Origin of the sequence: Paenibacillus sp. FSL W8-0186, from assembly GCF_037969765.1 — a bacterium.
Lineage (GTDB): Bacteria > Bacillota > Bacilli > Paenibacillales > Paenibacillaceae > Fontibacillus > Fontibacillus woosongensis.
On record NZ_CP150207.1, the window covers coordinates 4,110,011 to 4,126,897 of the forward strand.

Sequence of the window (16,887 nt, forward strand, 5' to 3'; positions counted from 1 at the left end):
GAATTTGGACAAAAATTCCCCTGTTGGCCGATTTAACCGAAAAATGCGGGTCTTATTCCTATCCTTTGATGCGATATTTCTTAAATTCTATTGGATTCACCTCTAAAAGGGCTTTTTCTTCCCACACTATCACCGTTTCATTTCTACCCATACCGCCTCGGGACCGGTCTGCACCCTGCTGCCGCCCTTCGGCTCCAGGCTAATGATCAGCCGCTCGGCTTCCTCCGCCCCGTATCCGTGGTAATAGGTTTTCCCCTGGGGATGCTGCACCGGAAGAATTCCCGGGCTGCTCGCCTCGTCCTCCATCTGCAGCCAAATCTGATAATCCTTCTCCACCACCGAGTGGAGCCCGTCCACAACGATCAGCATTTCGCCGGATTTCCGCTTCAGCCAGACCGTGCCTTCCCCGTAATAAGGAGGGTGAGGCTCAATCGCATACCGTTCCGTATCAGCGCTCTGGATCAGATGGATTTGATGTGAAATATCCCGTTCAATCCGGCTTTGCTGCTCGCCGGGCCAGTTCTGCGGACGAAGGGCAAACAAGCCGCCGAGCAGGAGGATCATCGCCAGCCCGCCTATGGCGCCGAAGGTATATCGGCTTCGATCCGCTGCCCATTTGCGGTGAATTGAACGCAGGCGGAATGAGAAGATCAGCCTGCGGCGCAGCCTGCGCGGCGGATGCGGCAATGAGTACACTGGTGCATGCGGGCCCAAATGGGCCTGCCAATTCGCAGGAGTCTCCCCGCCGCCCTCCGAATCGTTTAAGATCGGTCCGATGCCGATGGCGGCCTGACCCAGCAGCCCCGTCCATTCATGAATCATCGCATCGCAGGACCGGCACTGCCGCCGGTGCTCCTCCATCCTGGCCTTCTCTCCGTCCGGCAGCCGTCCCATTGCGAAATCGGCCAGCTGCTCCTCCGCAAACAAGCCGCAGGGCTCAGCCCGGTCATGAAGCGGATCCATCGGATTATTTATGCAATTTATCCTGCGCATACGGCTCCACTCCCCCTCCCAGCTTGCCCAGGTTCATCTCGTCCAGCCGGCGCCGCAAATTGCGGATGCCATAACGGATTAACGACTTGACCGTTCCAACGGGCCTCTTCATATGCTCGGCGATTTCGCGATGCGACAGCTGCTCAATATAGCTTCCATGAAGCGCCATCCGCTGCATCGGCGGGATAGCCTGCATCGCCTGCTTCAGCTGCTCCTGCTCCCATTTGCGCAGCGCCTCATACTCAGCGGATTCCATCCCCCTGCTCCAGAGGATATCCGCTTCCTGATCCATGCTCCATTCCTCCGCCACAGACCACCGCTGCTGCTTCCGCAGCCGATCCAGGGCCCGGCTGCGCGTGCGTACCGCAAGCCAGGCCTCCACACTGCCCCGAGCCGGATTATAGCTGCCTGCCTTATCCATAATTTCAATGAATACATCGTGACACACGTCCTCCGCCTCGGCAGCATTCTTCATGCACTGCTCTGCCAACCTGTACACCATCGGAGCATAGGCATCGTAGAAACGGCCGAACGCCGTTACCGATCCCTCCGCAATCTCCGCCAGCCATAATTCGGGGCTCTCCTTCATCCCCCGTCCCTCCTTGACCATAACCTGTAACTTAGGATCATATTGGGCCTATCTTAGGGCCAGTTATTTTACGCATATTGTAACAAATTTCTTCCGGCTTTTTGCCTGCCCGATCATTTTTTAGCTGCTTTTAAGCAAATATTTAGCTAATTTTAAGCTTTCGATAAATCCAAATCGGCTGCTTCCTACGTAATTCTTATGAACAAAAATATTAAGGAGGGTTCATACGATGAAATCGTGGGGAAGGAAAATGAAACTGGTGAGCATGCTGCTCCTGCTTGTTCTCGGAGCCGGCCTGCTCGGGGGAATGCCAGCATCTGCTGCCGGAGGAGTCACGCTGTATTCAGCGTACACCTCGATTTCCGTCCCACCCGGCGAAGCCTTGGATTACAGCGTCGAGGTCATGAATAACACGTCCGACGTCGTAACGGTTCCGCTGGAGCTTAACAATCTGCCCAAGGACTGGACAGCCGAGTTGAACAGCGGCGGCTGGCGGGTGAAGGAAGTGTCCGTCAAGCCCGGCGAATCCAGCACCGTCTCGCTGAACGTGACGGTTCCTCTACAAATAGATAAAGGAATCTATCGCTTCGAGCTGACGGCCGGCTCGGCGGCACGCCTGCCCTTTACGGTAGAAATTACGGAGAAAGGAACCTACCAGACTGAGCTAACCACCGATCAGGCCAATCTGCAGGGACCTTCCGATTCCAGCTTTACCTACTCGCTCAAGCTGCAGAACCGGACGGCGGAGAAACAAAACTACGCTCTGCAGGCCCAGGCGGATCCGGGGTGGAATGTGACCTTTACCTCTGGAGACAATCAGGTCTCCTCCGTCGAGGTGGAGCCTGGCGCCAGCCAGTCGATCTCGGTCAAGGTACAGCCGCCGGAGCAGGTCAAGGAAGGCACGTACAGCATTCCTGTCAGCGCCTCCAACCAGTCCACCTCCTCGGAGCTGAAGCTGGAGGCCGTTATAACCGGCACTTATGGCCTGGTGCTGACGACGCCAAACGGTCTGCTGAGTGCCGATGTGACTGCAGGCGGCAGCAAAACGATTGATCTGCTGGTCAAGAATACCGGAACAGCCGATCTCACGGACATTAATCTCAGCTCCAACGCCCCGGTCGATTGGGAAGTCAGCTTCAATCCGAAAACGGTCGACAAGCTGGCCGCCGGCCAATCCACCACGGTAGAAGCCAAAATTACCGCCAGCAAAAAGGCGATAGCCGGAGACTATGTCACGGGTATGACTGCATCCTCCCCGGAATCCAGCTCCTCGGCGCAATTTCGGATCGCTGTTAAGGGCTCCATGCTGTGGGGCTGGATCGGAGTGCTCGTCATCGCTGCGATTCTCGGCGGCATCTACTACTTGATTCGCAAATACGGGAGGCGATAACCGTGGCAGAGACGGTCATCGACATTCAAGCGTTGACGAAAAGCTATAACGGCGTAAAAGCCGTAGACCAGCTGTCCCTGCAGATTAAACGCGGCGAAATCTTCGGTCTGCTCGGGCCGAACGGAGCCGGCAAATCGACGACAATTCTCATGCTGCTCGGGCTCAGCGAGCCTGACGAGGGCAGCATCAACGTTCTCGGCCTCGATCCGGCCAGGGAACCTATTCCCGTCAAGCGCAAGGTCGGATATTTGCCCGATGACGTCGGCTTTTATGAGGACCGGACCGGCCTGGAAAATCTGGTGCTGACGGCAAGGCTGAACCAGGTGCCGGAGGCGGAGGCAAAGGAACGGGCCTACCAGCTGCTTGAGAGCGTGGGCCTGCAGCATGCCGCCCATAAAAAAACGGGGGCATACTCCCGCGGTATGCGGCAGCGGCTCGGATTGGCCGACGTCCTGATCAAGGCGCCGGAAATCATCATCCTGGATGAACCGACGCTGGGGATTGACCCCAAGGGAATGGATGAGCTGCTGGCCCTGATCCGCAGCCTGAGCGAGGAGCAGGGCTTGACCGTGCTGCTGTCCTCCCATCAGCTGCATCAAGTGCAGCAAATCTGCGACCGGGTCGGACTATTCGTTCGGGGCCGGCTGCTTGCCGAAGGCAATATCGCCAGCTTGTCCCGGTCGCTGTTCGCTGATGATCCGCTGCAGATTACCGTGGAGAGCGGTCCGCTGAATCACGGACTGCTGGAGCGGATCCGCGCCATCCCGGGCGTGCGGCATGCCGAGCCGGCGGAGGGGGACGGAACGGACCTTGCTGCCGCTTCGGCTGAAGCAGAGTCCGCCGGCCGCAGCCGGATGATCGTCGGCTCGGATACCGACTGCAGCGATGCGATCGCCCGGATGATCATCGAGGACGGCGTAGCCTTGTTCGGCCTGCAGCGGAAGGAATACGGGCTCGACGAGATCTATCATCGTTATTTTGAAGGGGGTGAACAGCATGAACAAGGAAGCAGCCGACCTGAAGCACAGCAGGCCTGACCTGAAGGGCAGCCTGCGCCGCCTGGCGAATAGCGTGCGGGAATGGCTCCGGCGCCAGCCGCTGTTCCGCAGAAGCGAAGGCGAAGGCCGCGGCTCCGTCTTCGAGCGAAGCAAGGAAGCCGGAAGCTGGAGAACCTCGCCCTTTGGCGTATTGGTGCGCAAGGAGATCTCCGACCATATCCGCAGCTGGCGGTTCATGCTGCTGCTCGGCATCATTCTGCTTACCTGCATCGCCTCTCTCTATACGGCTATGAACAGTATACAAGAGGCCATTCATTCGGACAGCTCGGCGAATGAATTCGTGATCCTGAAGCTGTTCACGCTGTCAGACGGAACCCTGCCGTCCTTTATCAGCTTCATCGGCTTCCTGGGTCCGCTCCTTGGAATTGGCCTCGGCTTCGACGCCGTCAACAGCGAGCGCAATAAAGGCACCTTAAGCCGGATCATGGCCCAGCCGCTGCACCGCGACGCGCTGCTTAACGCGAAGTTCGTCGCCTCGCTTAGCGTCATCAGCATGATGTTCCTGATGCTCAGCTTTCTGATCATGGCGCTGGGGACGATCATTTTAGGCATTCCCCCGACCTTGGAGGAGTTCTTAAGAATGATCAGCTTCATTTTCATCATTATTTTCTACATCGGGTTCTGGCTTAATTTGTCCATCCTTTTCTCCGTGCGCTTCCGTCAGCCGGCTACCTCCGCGCTGTCGGGAATTTCGGTCTGGCTGTTCTTCAGCTTCTTCTACGACATGATCCTGAATATCGTGTCCAAAGGAATCGCGCCAAACGCCGGAACCGCCACGGTCGAGGACATCGTCGGCTTCCAGAACCAGATGCTGTGGCTAAGCAGAATATCGCCTTACACGCTGTTTAATGAGGCAACCACCACGCTGCTCATGCCCTCGGTGCGCAACCTGGGGCCGCTGACGACCGAGCAGGTCTATGGCGCCATTGCCAGCCCTCTGCCCTTTGGGCAAAGCCTCTTGCTCGTCTGGCCGCAGGTGACCGGCCTTATTGCGCTGACCTTGATCTGCTTCGCCCTTTCCTATGTCCTGTTTCTCCGCCAGGAGATCCGCGGCCGCTCCTAACGGTCCGGCTGGAGCACCGGACAGAACGAATGGGCATACCGACAAACGACAAAGGGGCTGTCCCTCGTCATTATATGACCGCGGGGCGCCCCTTTCTTTTGGATGGCTATCCGTCTGCCTGAATCAATTTCTGCGGAATCTGTTTCTGTGGAATCAATTTATGCGGAATCTATTTCTCTCTTGCCTGCCCATTCTTTGGCTGCTTATATAAGCTGTCGAGCTCGATCATTAGCTATCGAACTCTAACAGAGCTCTGTAACACGAACATACTTTAACATAGTTAGCGAACTCGAACACTAAATGGAATTCATGTATCTAATCATGCTCTAAACGAATGGTTCAATGGATTAGATGGATTTTATGCCCCTAAAATCAAGTATCCCGCCTATGATGGCGATCTCCCTCCTTATAACGACATGAAATCATTTAAATCTACTTTTCTTTCCTTGCCGCAGAAACTAACTACTATAAATCCATTTAGAACGGAAAATTCGCGATTCATGCTCGCTATATCCACGATTCATACTCGCTAGAACCAGAAATCCGCGATTCATGCTCAACGGAATGGGGGTGGAGCGTGTTTAGTCACATCAAGGGCAAACAGTCGTTAAGTTTACTCTGGGGACAGTCTCTTCACATTGTAGCTCCAGTTAGCCTCCTCCGGCCCGCCTATCACTACATCATTTCGTCCGTATGGAGACTGGACGGAAACAAGGCCTCGCGCGCGGGGCATGGCTCCCGGTCCAGATAATCCCTCAAGGCCGCCGGCATATCGCTGTAGATATCTCGCAGCGAAGCGCCTGCATAAATATTGCCAATGACGACGGGATGGCACAGCTCCGAAATAAGAATATCGCCGTTGCCATGCAGGTGAAGCTGCTTCTTCCCTTCTATGCAGTGCGGAAAATATACGCCAGGCTGCTCCTGGAAGCCAAGCTCCTCCATAAACCGGTCCATGCAGGTGAAATACAGCGTCATGCCGTTTTTTCTACGCGCAATCAGCTCGTTGACTGCCTCCTTTAACGCATCCCGGGCCGCAATAGCCTTCCACCCGCTGTGATTCATAATGATGCTGTTCTGTATCTCATGCGTACGAACCCCCATGTCATAGACATGATCGTGAATTTCCTTCATATGATGCTCGGTTTCGCTGAATAGCAGCGTCTCCAGCACGGTGTCCACTCTGGTAGAAGCAAACATGGCAATGTTATCTCTGATTTTGCGATATACGCTAGGGTGAAGATGATAATACCGGGAGAACTCCTCCGCCGTCGTAAAGTTGAAGGAAATATGGATCGTCGTCAATCCCGCGTCGGCCAGCCGCCGAATCCGTTCCTCATTCAGCAGGCTGCCGTTGGAATTAAGCTGAGTCTGAATGCCGCGAGCCGAGCAATAGCTTACGACCTCGACGCAATCCTCATACTTCAGGGTGACCTCCCCGCCGGACAACCTAACCCGCTTCAGGGACGGCAGCTGCTCCAGCAGAGGGATCACCTCCTTGGCGCCAATGCTGTTCCCATCGTTTCGCTGATAGGCGCAGCAATAGTCGCAGCGAAAGTTGCAATTGGAGGTCATGCCGATCTCCAGCCCTTCCAATTCGTAGCTCAGAGGCTTCTCCAGCTCCAAAGATTTATATTTCATGCTTGGACTCCTTTAATGCAAAATTAGGCCAGCTTACATCTTAAAATAATTGCTCCGCATCGTCTGTGACCCTTCTTACTGCATAAAGCGAACATCACAACGGATCAAACCAGACAAGAAAAACGCGTGTCCCTGTCGGGACACGCGTCCTACATCCCACCCTTTTACTTTCCAACGTTAATCTTGCCTACGCCTGCGTTGGCAATCACATGATTCTTCACCGTGTTAACCGCATCCAGCGTATAGCTATACGGAGGCGTGTAGCTGGTCGTCGAAGTCGTCGGCATACTGCCGGTGCTGTTCACGAACAGGTTATTTTTCACGTCCCAGTATCCTTGCTCCTTACTGTACAATGTAACAATTGGATCTTTGGAATTTTCAAAGACATTATGCTCGATGCGGAGCTTGGCTCCCATTCTGGAGTTGATGCCCGTATCTATAATATTGTTGTAATAGTTGTTGAATAAATGGCCCTGGCCGAAGCGAAACAGCGGACCGCGGGAATTAATATTTTCAAAGCGGTTATGGTGATACGTGATTTTCCGGTCGTAATTGTCACTGTCGGATGAGCCGATGAGCGAGGTTTTCCAGCTGTCATGGATATAGTTGTAGGAGATCGTAATATATTGGGCGTTTTTCTTCACATCGATCAGACCGTCATAATAATCCTTGTCGGAATTGAGGGTAGCGTATAATTCGTTGTGGTCAACCCAGACATTATTTGCCGGGCCTTCGATGCTGATGGCGTCCTTGTCGCCAATATTGACATGGTGGATTTTCAGATTGCGAATAATGATATTGTTCGCACGGGTCACTTTAATGCCAATGCCCTCGAATTCAGCACCAGCGCCTGTGCCAAGTATAGAGACGTCATTAACGTCTTTGATGCTGATTTTGTTATCCGAGGAATTGGCCGGCGTAATTTTGCCCGACACATAAATGGTCAGCGGCTGGCTGCCTTTATTCTTGAGGGCAGTTTGAAGCGCGGCCCCTGTGGTTACCGTAACAGAGGTACCGCCTGCTCCGCCGGTCGTTCCGCCGTTCATGGTTGCAAATCCAACGTATCCGGGATCGGCTGCCTGGGAAGATGGAAGAGAAAACATGCTTATCATTACTGTTAATACCAACAATAAAGCTAATCTTTGTTTCATACTATTCACGTCCTTTATAAATTATAGTAAGCACAAAAACTAGTAAGCGCTTTCAATTTCCGGGCCGATAGATTGGCCTTGCAACCTCCTTTCTCCCTTTTATTGTCCTCATGATCACCTCCTATTTGATTTTACCATAATTTTAATATTTTTCTATAATTTATTTAAATTATTCCGAAAAAACGGGACTATTCTACAAACTGTGCCATCTGCAGAAATAGTCCCTGTCGATTTTGTGTTGCTCTATAGCATCTAGCGTTTAGATAGCGGCCCCTCTCACCGAATTGAATTGCTCCGTGAAATGATGGGTCGTCTGGATGTAACTGATCGTTCTATTCTCGGAACCCATAATAACGGAATGTGTCTCGGCTTTATGCTTCGGCAAGTAGCGCACCCCGTGCAGGAAGTCACCTGATGTGACGCCGGTAGCCACGAACAAGACGTTGTCATGACCGATCATGTCCTCCATCCGGAGCAGCTGATCCGGCTTGGAGAGCCCCATACGGACGCAGCGGTTGTATTCCTCAAGCCCGTTAGGAAGCAATCTCCCCTGCATTTCCCCGCCAAGGCATTTCAAAGCCGCTGCTGCAAGCACTCCTTCCGGCGCTCCGCCGGAGCCTACATACATATCGACTTCCTTCTCCATTGCCGCCTCAATGGCACCCATCACATCGCCATGGCTCAGCAGCTTGATCCGGACTCCGGATTTGCGCAGCGCGTCGATCAGTACCGAATGCCGCTCCCGGTCCAGGATCGATACCGTCATATCCGCCAGTGGCTTATCCAGTATGCGGGAGGCTTTAGCGAGCGTCGTCTCGATCGGATCATCCAGCGAGAGCTGTCCGGCAAGCGCTGGGCCGACGGCCAGCTTCTCCATGTAAATATCGGGAGCATGAAGCAGGCTGCCCTCGGGAGCTGCGGCGATGACGGAGATAGCGTTATTCAGCCCATTGGCAACCGTCTCCGTACCCTCCAAAGGATCGACGGCAATGTCGACTCTCGGTCCGCGGCGGTTGCCGATTCTTTCACCGATGTATAACATCGGTGCTTCGTCCATCTCCCCTTCGCCAATAACTACCGTCCCGTCAATAGCAACGGAATTGAATTTGCTGCGTATTGCCATCGTCGCCGCCTCATCTGCGCTATTCTTATCGCCCCGACCTGTCCAGCGCGCCGCCTCAAGGGCAGCCGCTTCCGTAATGCGTGCTAATTCCAGTGCTATGTGACGCTCCATTTTTTCTCCCTCCACCCAATTTTTTATAAAGGTAGTTCAAAAACTCCTCTTTTGATCACGACGCTTCACTAGGTGTATCTCGGCTTCGAATTTTGCACTCACCTTCGAACTCCGGTGCTCATGTAGGCTTCTCCTACATTCCGCTCCTCTTTCTTCAGGTTCCCGCAACCTTCTCGGTGCTGAAAAGTTAAGTTTTTGAACTTATTTTTTAAAGGTAGTTAAAAACTCCTCTTCTTTGATTCACGATGTTTCTCTATAAAATTATAAGTGCTTCATAATGAGCCCTGCCGTTTCTTCGATCGCCTTGTCGGTGACGTCAATCACCTGGCAGCCCAGCGAGGCAAACAACGACTGGGCATATTTCAATTCATACTGCACACGCTCAAAGGAGGCATATTCGGCATCATCCGGCAAACCCAGCGCCTTTAGCCGTTCCGAGCGGATTTTGACCAAGTGCTTCGCGTCAATCGTTAATCCGATAATTTTATCGCTGCTGACCTCCTTCAACTGGCTCGGGGGTGTTAATTCTGGTACGACCGGGTAGTTGACGACTTTTTTCCCCTTATGCGCCAAAAACATGGACAGCGGCGTCTTGGAAATGCGCGAAACGCCAAGAATGACGATATCCGCTTTAAGTATAGCGCCCACATCTTTGCCGTCGTCGTTATTCACAGCAAATTCGATAGCGTCCACCCGCTGGTAATAATCCTCATCGAGCTTATGGCCGGGCGTACGCTTGGGCGTATCATTAAATGTATCCACAAAAGCCTGCATCATCGGCCCCATAATATCCACAGCACGAACGTTTAAGCGGACGGCTTCTTCCCTCATCGCCTCCCGCAGCTCAGGCTGCACTAACGTATATACGACAAAACCTCCACGTTCAGATACTTCCTCCATTAACCGACTTAACTCTTCTTCATTGCGAACGTTCATGAATCTCTTAATCTCGGTGTTGGGTAATTCGAATTGCTCAAGAGTGGCCCGGACAACTGCTTCCGCAGTCTCTCCGATGGAATCTGAACAGATTGCTATAAAATGAGCTGGAGACTGATTCATCCCATTCCTCCCACTAATCCTCAGCTATCGTGTCTAGCAGCATTTTTATAATATTTGTCTTAGAAATTCGCCCTACCACTTTTACGTCTCCCTCTTCGCCGGTCTCCGCCGGCACGACTACAGGCAAGCTGTCAATTTGATGAGCGATAATTTTCCTCGCCGCCTCAAGCACCGAATCCTCCGGTGAGACGGTGATGATATTAGGCCGCCGAGTCATGATGAAACTTACGGGCATTGAGGATGCAGTGGCGTTGCCTAGCGTAACCTTGAGTAAATCCTTGCGGGATACGATCCCTGCCAATCTTCCTTGCTCATCCGTAACAATCAAATGGCCTACATTCTCTAGAAAAAGCGAGACGACCGCCTCTTGAATCGTCGTCGTTTCACGAACAATCACAGGTACGCCGTGAAGATCCCCGACCTTCATATCAAGCAGCCGAAGCTTGCTCTCTTCTTCCGGCGTTCTTCTCTTGCCCAAAAAATATCCTACCTTCGGTTTTGCATCGATATAATCGAGCATGACGAGAATGGACAAATCTGAACGGATTGTCGGGCGAGTCAAATTCAGCATTTCCGCTATGAGATCTCCGGTAATCGGAGCATGCTTCTTCACAATGTCAATGATTTCCAATTGACGGGATGTTAGTTTGATAATAAATCCCTCCGCTTCAGATAGGTTCGCTCCTAGTATAACATTCCTTCGTCATTCATTAGAATGTCATATTGGCGAATTTTGATTCCTCCTTCCTGTATGAAAAGTTTTATTGTGTATATAATACGTCATATTTAATTATTGTTCAATATATAATACGCACTATTTATTGATTTGAAACGATTAATGTGTAAATTGGTATGTTCTCATGCAAAATAAGCCGGCGCCTTAAAGGCCCGGCCATGTTCATTTATGATCAAAACAAGCTTCAAATCTGCGGCTGCCAAGCCGATGATTGAGCAAGCAATCGCTTCAGATACACAGCTACCTGCTCAATATGCTCGTGCAGATAAAAATGCCCTCCAGGGAATTGCTGCTGCCAAAACTCCCCCTCGCAGTAGCGTCCCCATCCTTCCATCTCCTTTAAATCGACGAAGTTATCCTCCATGCCATTGAGCACGCAAATATTTGTATGCAGCTTAGGCCTTCCGGCCTCCAGACGGTACGTCTCCACCAGCTTGAAATCGGAACGGGCAATCGGCATGAAATATTCAGCAAAAGACGAATCTTCCAGCAATTCAGGGGGCGTCCCGCCCATGGAAGCGAGCTCCTGGCGAAATTCCGCGTCAGGTAATAAGTGACGCTTGTTTCGCGAGTGCAGATGAGGCGGATTTTTACCGGATAGAATCAATATAGAGGGCCCAAGCAGCCGGGCCTGCTGGAGCGCATAAGCGAGCTCGTAAGCGACCAGCGCCCCGAGGCTATGCCCGAATAGGACATACGGAATGCGATCAGCCAGCTGTGGCCTCAGCATTTGGATTAAATCCGCCACAGTCTCGTCCATTTTTTCATATAAAGGCTCGTTCGATCTGATTCCGCGACCTGCATACTCAAGAGGAACCAGCTTAAGGCTTGAATCAAAACGACTGCTCCAGCGTAAATAAGATGACGCACTGCCTCCGGCATGCGCAAGGCAGATCAATTTTCCGATAGACATACGTACTCCTTCCCCTCCCGATTCTGGTGAACACTCCGGACTTTCCTATAATTTTCCTGTAATAGATTTATTATACTTCAACCTTGCCAACAGTGATAGAACAATCCGTATTAGACATTAATTGTACTTACCGATATGATGAAAGTGTGTAATGTTCAAAGCACGGGAGTGAGCGCATGAAATCTTTCTATCAGAATTGGATACTGGATTACGAATTGCCGCTAGTTATCCACCACGGGCATAACCTGACGTTCTACGCACATTATCATTCTGAGATTGAATTCATCTATGTGGAGTCGGGAAGTATCCTTGTCGGAGTCAATGAGGAAAAGCGTCTGCTCACGCAAGGCGATATGGTCATTTGCTGCAGTAATGACATTCATCATTTTGAGAGTAAAGAAGATTCGCAGGTTATCATTCTCATATTTAAGCCGGAAATGATCAGCCTATCCGTGAACTGGCCAAATGATTTCAGCTTTGTTTCCCCTTTCATGCCGGGGGGAGACCCTGCATTCAAGCATATCAGGCCGCTGCTGTACGACATAATGGAGGAAAAAGAAAACGCCAAACCAGGTTATCAAATGTTCATCAAAGCCCGTCTGCTCGAACTATGCGGAACGCTGCAGAGAAACTGGCCGTCCCACAGGCTGAGCCGCAGCTCACGAAGCAAGCTCGAATCAAAGCGGGCGAGAATCCAGCAAATTTTGTCGTTCATTGAAGAAAATTATCAGGATGATTTATCCGTGGAATTGATCTCGACCCATTTTCAAATGGAGCCGTCTTATTTTTGCCGCACGTTCAAAAGCGCTGTGGGTATGAATTTTCGGACCTACTTAAATACGATCCGCGTGCTCAAGGCGGAACGCAAGCTGATCAGCAGCGATGCCAGCATTATGGATATAGCGCTGGAATGCGGCTTTAACAGCATCCGTACGTTCAATCGGGTATATAAAGAATTGAAGGGCTGCGTCCCTTCCAGCTCGCGTGACGGTGTTTCTTAATGCTAAACTGTCTGTTCATCATATTTAATTTCAATTTGGAATGCACTTTACGTTTAAAGTGCATTTTTTGTCTATGAATAAGCATAAACTGGCGAGAGATTCATCGGGGTAATTCCTATAATAATATTGAATTCAATTTTATTATCGATGGAGGGATACAATGAAGCAGCTGCGCGTCGGAATGATTGGCTACAAATTTATGGGAAAAGCACACAGCAACGCTTACCGGACTCTGCCGATGTTTTTTCCTGAGGCTATGAAGCCTGAAATGACCGCCCTGTGCGGAAGAAACAAGGAAGCCGTAACCGAGGCTGCCGCACAATTGGGCTGGTCTGATGTCGTAACGGACTGGAAGGATCTGATCGCGCGTGACGACATTGACTTGATCGATATCAATGCCCCAAGCGATGTTCATAAAGAAATTGCACTCGCTGCGGCCAAAGCCGGAAAGCATATTTTCTGCGAAAAACCGCTTGCGCTGACATTAAGCGACGCCCGCGAGATGCTGCAGGCGGCGGAGGAAGCCAAAGTAGCCCATATGATCGGCTTCAACTATCGCTTTTCACCGGCGGTCAAGCTGGCCAAAAAACTCGTAGAAAGCGGCAGGCTCGGCAAAATTTATCATTTCAGAGCCTGGTTCCTGCAGGATTGGGTCATGGACCCCGAATTCCCGCTCGTCTGGCGGCTGCAGAAGGAAATTGCCGGCTCGGGCTCGCATGGCGATCTCGGCGCCCATTTGATCGATCTGGCCCACTACTTGGTCGGGGACATTCATGAGGTCATCGGGATGAGCGAGACCTTCATTAAAGAGCGCCCGATCGCCGAGGAAATGACGGGACTCAGCGCCAAGGGCAGCAAAGATGCTCCACGGGGACCGGTTACCGTCGACGATGCAACGCTCTTCCTGGCGCGGTTCGCCAACGGCGCGCTCGGCAGCTTCGAAGCGACCCGTTTCGCGGCAGGACACCGGTCGACCAATTCCTTTGAAATTAACGGGAGCTTGGGCAGCGTAAAATTTGACTTTGAACGGATGAACGAGCTGGAAGTGTATTTTAACTCGGATGAAGAGGATGTCCAAGGCTTCCGGAGAGTGCTGGCTACGGATCCGGCCCATGAATATGCGGAAGCTTGGTGGCCGCCAGGACATACGATCGGCTTCGAGCATACGTTCATTCATGAAATATTGGAGCTAACCAACGCTCTTCGGGAAGAGAGGCTGCCACAGCCGAATTTCCGTGACGGCGTGAAATGCCAGGCTGTCCTGGAGGCTGTAGAGCGCTCCATTGACGAGCGCCGCTGGGTCGAAATCTCGGAAATGTAAAGGAGACATAGAGATATGAAAAAGGCATTAATTGTCTGGGGCGGCTGGGACGGACACGAACCGGAGCAAGTCGCTGGCATCTTCGCAAATATATTGCGAAACCATCAATTCGACGTGGAAGTCGCGGATACATTGGAAGCGTATGCAGATGCAGAGAAGCTGATGGGTCTTGATCTAATCGTGCCCGTCTGGACGATGGGGGAAATCCCGCAAGCATATGTCAACAACGTATCGGCAGCCGTTCAGAACGGTACTGGGCTCGCCGGGTGCCACGGCGGCATGTGCGACTCCTTCCGCCATAATGTAGACTGGCAGTTTATGACCGGAGGCCAATGGGTGGCCCACCCGGGGAATGACGGCATAGAATATATGGTAGAAATCAAGCAGTCCTCCAGCCCGCTTGTCGCCGGAATGGAAGACTTTAAGGTAGTGAGCGAGCAATATTACCTGCATGTGGACCCGGCAGTCGAGGTGCTGGCGACCACCCGTTTTCCCGTAGCCGACGGCCCTCACCGATTGAACAAAGCCGTCGATATGCCGGTCGTCTGGACGAAGCGCTGGGGAATCGGGCGCGTATATTATAATTCCCTCGGACATCACGCAGACATCGTTGCGATGCCGGAGGTCACCGAGCTGATGACCCGCGGCCTCCTCTGGGCAGCGGAAGGCAAGCAGCTCGCTAGAGAAATGTATGGCGGTCAGGCGCTTAAGCAGCAAAATCACTATACCGGCATGGGCGACAGCCAATAAACCGCCAAGCTGCACGGAAGAGGAGAGGCGTATCATGGACAAAATGAAGGTTGGCATTATCGGCTGCGGGAAAATCAGCAGCATTTATATGGAGAACTGCAAAAAATTCAGCGTCCTAGAGCTTGCGGCCTGCGCTGACCTGGATGTAAGCCGCGCCCGGGAACAGGCGGAGAAATACGGCATTCCTCGCGCCTATACTACGGATGAGCTGCTCGCGGACCCGGATATCGACATCGTCATCAACCTGACGATTCCAGCGGTGCACGCCGAGGTAAGCCTTAAAGCTCTGGAAGCCGGCAAACATGTGTATGTGGAAAAGCCGCTTACCGCTACGCTGGAGGAAGGCAGGCTCGTGCTGGATACGGCGAAAAGGCTTGGCCTTATCGTTGGCAGCGCTCCGGAAACTTTCCTGGGCGCTGGCATCCAAACCGCCCTCAAATTGATCGAGGATGGCGTGATCGGCCGCCCCGTATCGGCAACAGCCTTCATGATGAGCCGCGGGCACGAGTTCTGGCATCCGGATCCAGAGTTTTACTATGCGCAAGGCGGGGGTCCAATGTTCGATATGGGGCCATATTATTTGACCGCCCTGGTGCAATTGCTCGGCCCGATTCATTCCATTGCCGGGATGACAGGCAAAGCCATGGAAGAGCGAATCATTACGAGCGACAAAAAATACGGCAAAATGATTCCCGTCGACATTCCCACCCATGTTGCCGGCACGCTTCGCTTCGATAACGGGGCCATCGCGACCCTGATTACGAGTTTCGATATCTTTGGCGGCAGCAGCCTGCCGCCGATCGAAATCCATGGGACGGAAGGAACGCTGCTCGTGCCTGATCCGAACACGTTCGGCGGCCCGGTGAAATACCGTAAAATTGGGGAAGCCGAATGGACAGAGCAGCCGCTTCTTCCAGGCTATACAGAGAACAGCCGTGGAATTGGCCCGGCAGACATGGCCTATTCTCTGCTTCGCGGCCGTCCGCACCGGGCCAGCGGAGAGCTAGCTTACCATGTGCTGGAAGCGATGTGGGCGTTCCATGAATCATCCGACTCAGGCCGCTATTACGAGATGCACAGCCGCTGCGAGCGCCCTGCCGCTCTTCCAGCCGATCTTGCGCCTTATACACTGGATTAGACTCTAAAACTTTAATAGATACACGACATATAAAAACCGGGCAGGGGTTGCGATATCCCCTGCCCGGTTTATTAGTTGCTGTTTTATTTTTGATGCAGATTGCTTATGCACGGATTTCGCGGAACTTGGCCACGTATTTAGCGGCAAGCTCAGCGATCAGATCGTAACGCCCTTCCTTGGCCGGTGCCGTCAGGTTTCCGCCAATCCCTACCGCAATGCATCCGCTGCGAACCCACTGCTCCATATTGTCGAGATCGACGCCGCCGGTTGGCATGATGTTCACATGCGGCATCGGGCCTTTGACAGCCTTGATATAACCCGGATTAAAGTTATTGCCCGGGAACAGCTTCAGCACATCCACGCCGAGCTTCAACGCTTCCTTCATCTCATTAAGCGTCATGCAGCCAGGCATGTAAGGTATGCTGTACAGATTGCACAGCTTGCCTGTCTCCTCATCAAAGGAAGGACTTACAACGAATTCGGCTCCTGCCAAAATGGCGATTCTCGCGGTGATCGGATCCAGCACCGTTCCCGCACCAATCACAGCCTGCCCTTCGTATTCTTTAATCAGGCGTTTGATAACCTCGTCGGCGTCCGGCGTCGTAAAAGTAACCTCAATATTATTCAAACCGCCTTCGATGCAAGCCTTGGACATTTGATAGGCGGACTCCGCATCGTCTCCGCGGATTACCGCGACGACGCCCAACTCTGTAATATTTTGCAGCACTTTTATTTTCTTCATCGCCATCTCCCTCTCAACTAAACTTTTTTATCTTATTTACCTTGCTATTTATGATTATCTACATCATATTAAACAACAACTCTGCTTTAAATGCACTATATTTCTTGA

General features: G+C 52.2%; 16 protein-coding genes. 7 read left to right on the plus strand and 9 right to left on the minus strand.

Annotated elements, in window-relative coordinates; genetic code table 11:
- Nucleotides 1-129 precede the first annotated feature (129 nt).
- The gene (locus MKX50_RS18365) at nucleotides 130-993 is read right to left on the minus strand and encodes an anti-sigma factor (protein ID WP_213589702.1); all 864 of its coding nucleotides are present in this window, start codon (nucleotides 991-993) and stop codon (nucleotides 130-132) included.
- Complete coding sequence (locus tag MKX50_RS18370) at nucleotides 968-1,582, minus strand: sigma-70 family RNA polymerase sigma factor (protein WP_213589694.1); 615 nt, start codon at nucleotides 1,580-1,582, stop codon at nucleotides 968-970. Before MKX50_RS18370 ends, MKX50_RS18365 begins: the two co-directional genes overlap by 26 nt.
- A 229-nt stretch (nucleotides 1,583-1,811) precedes the next feature.
- Between MKX50_RS18370 and MKX50_RS18375 the strand changes: the two genes are divergently transcribed.
- From MKX50_RS18375 to MKX50_RS18385, 3 genes are read left to right on the plus strand one after another with little or no spacing between them, the layout of a single operon-like run.
- On the plus strand, nucleotides 1,812-2,972 hold the full coding sequence (locus MKX50_RS18375) for an NEW3 domain-containing protein (RefSeq protein ID WP_339157544.1): 1,161 nt from the start codon (nucleotides 1,812-1,814) through the stop codon (nucleotides 2,970-2,972).
- A gap of 2 nt (nucleotides 2,973-2,974) precedes the next feature.
- A complete protein-coding gene (locus MKX50_RS18380) occupies nucleotides 2,975-4,009 on the plus strand; it encodes an ABC transporter ATP-binding protein (protein ID WP_339157545.1) in 1,035 nt (344 codons plus the stop codon).
- On the plus strand, nucleotides 3,969-5,093 hold the full coding sequence (locus tag MKX50_RS18385; RefSeq protein WP_339157546.1) for an ABC transporter permease: 1,125 nt from the start codon (nucleotides 3,969-3,971) through the stop codon (nucleotides 5,091-5,093). The genes MKX50_RS18380 and MKX50_RS18385 overlap by 41 nt, the downstream gene beginning before the upstream one ends.
- A gap of 675 nt (nucleotides 5,094-5,768) precedes the next feature.
- Here the strand turns inward: MKX50_RS18385 and MKX50_RS18390 are convergent.
- The 6 genes from MKX50_RS18390 to MKX50_RS18415 form a co-directional block, all read right to left on the minus strand.
- Nucleotides 5,769-6,734, minus strand: coding sequence for a radical SAM protein (locus tag MKX50_RS18390; protein WP_213589686.1), 966 nt, complete (start codon nucleotides 6,732-6,734; stop codon nucleotides 5,769-5,771).
- 164 nt (nucleotides 6,735-6,898) lie between these two features.
- Entirely contained in the window at nucleotides 6,899-7,846 is a 948-nt protein-coding gene (locus MKX50_RS18395; protein WP_244996386.1) for a pectate lyase, read from the minus strand.
- Nucleotides 7,847-8,144: 298 nt separating this feature from the next.
- The gene (glpX, locus tag MKX50_RS18400) at nucleotides 8,145-9,119 is read right to left on the minus strand and encodes a class II fructose-bisphosphatase (protein ID WP_155610703.1); all 975 of its coding nucleotides are present in this window, start codon (nucleotides 9,117-9,119) and stop codon (nucleotides 8,145-8,147) included.
- Nucleotides 9,120-9,380: 261 nt separating this feature from the next.
- Complete coding sequence (locus MKX50_RS18405) at nucleotides 9,381-10,178, minus strand: pyruvate, water dikinase regulatory protein (RefSeq protein ID WP_155610704.1); 798 nt, start codon at nucleotides 10,176-10,178, stop codon at nucleotides 9,381-9,383.
- A gap of 13 nt (nucleotides 10,179-10,191) precedes the next feature.
- Entirely contained in the window at nucleotides 10,192-10,809 is a 618-nt protein-coding gene (locus MKX50_RS18410; protein WP_155610705.1) for a helix-turn-helix transcriptional regulator, read from the minus strand.
- 289 nt (nucleotides 10,810-11,098) lie between these two features.
- The gene (locus MKX50_RS18415) at nucleotides 11,099-11,827 is read right to left on the minus strand and encodes an alpha/beta fold hydrolase (RefSeq protein ID WP_213589683.1); all 729 of its coding nucleotides are present in this window, start codon (nucleotides 11,825-11,827) and stop codon (nucleotides 11,099-11,101) included.
- A 176-nt stretch (nucleotides 11,828-12,003) separates the two neighbouring features.
- Between MKX50_RS18415 and MKX50_RS18420 the strand changes: the two genes are divergently transcribed.
- From MKX50_RS18420 to MKX50_RS18435, 4 genes are all read left to right on the plus strand, one after another.
- Complete coding sequence (locus MKX50_RS18420) at nucleotides 12,004-12,828, plus strand: AraC family transcriptional regulator (RefSeq protein WP_213589682.1); 825 nt, start codon at nucleotides 12,004-12,006, stop codon at nucleotides 12,826-12,828.
- Between the two features lie 160 nt (nucleotides 12,829-12,988).
- Nucleotides 12,989-14,149, plus strand: a complete 1,161-nt coding sequence (locus MKX50_RS18425; RefSeq protein WP_155610708.1) for a Gfo/Idh/MocA family oxidoreductase — start codon at nucleotides 12,989-12,991, stop codon at nucleotides 14,147-14,149.
- A 15-nt stretch (nucleotides 14,150-14,164) separates the two neighbouring features.
- Entirely contained in the window at nucleotides 14,165-14,899 is a 735-nt protein-coding gene (locus tag MKX50_RS18430) for a ThuA domain-containing protein (protein WP_339157547.1), read from the plus strand.
- Between the two features lie 34 nt (nucleotides 14,900-14,933).
- Complete coding sequence (locus MKX50_RS18435; protein WP_213589680.1) at nucleotides 14,934-16,037, plus strand: Gfo/Idh/MocA family oxidoreductase; 1,104 nt, start codon at nucleotides 14,934-14,936, stop codon at nucleotides 16,035-16,037.
- A gap of 103 nt (nucleotides 16,038-16,140) precedes the next feature.
- Here MKX50_RS18435 and MKX50_RS18440 read toward each other — a convergent pair whose 3' ends face one another.
- Nucleotides 16,141-16,779: a bifunctional 4-hydroxy-2-oxoglutarate aldolase/2-dehydro-3-deoxy-phosphogluconate aldolase gene (locus tag MKX50_RS18440; protein ID WP_213589679.1), complete on the minus strand. Its 639-nt coding sequence runs from the start codon at nucleotides 16,777-16,779 to the stop codon at nucleotides 16,141-16,143.
- Between the last annotated feature and the right edge of the window lie 108 nt (nucleotides 16,780-16,887).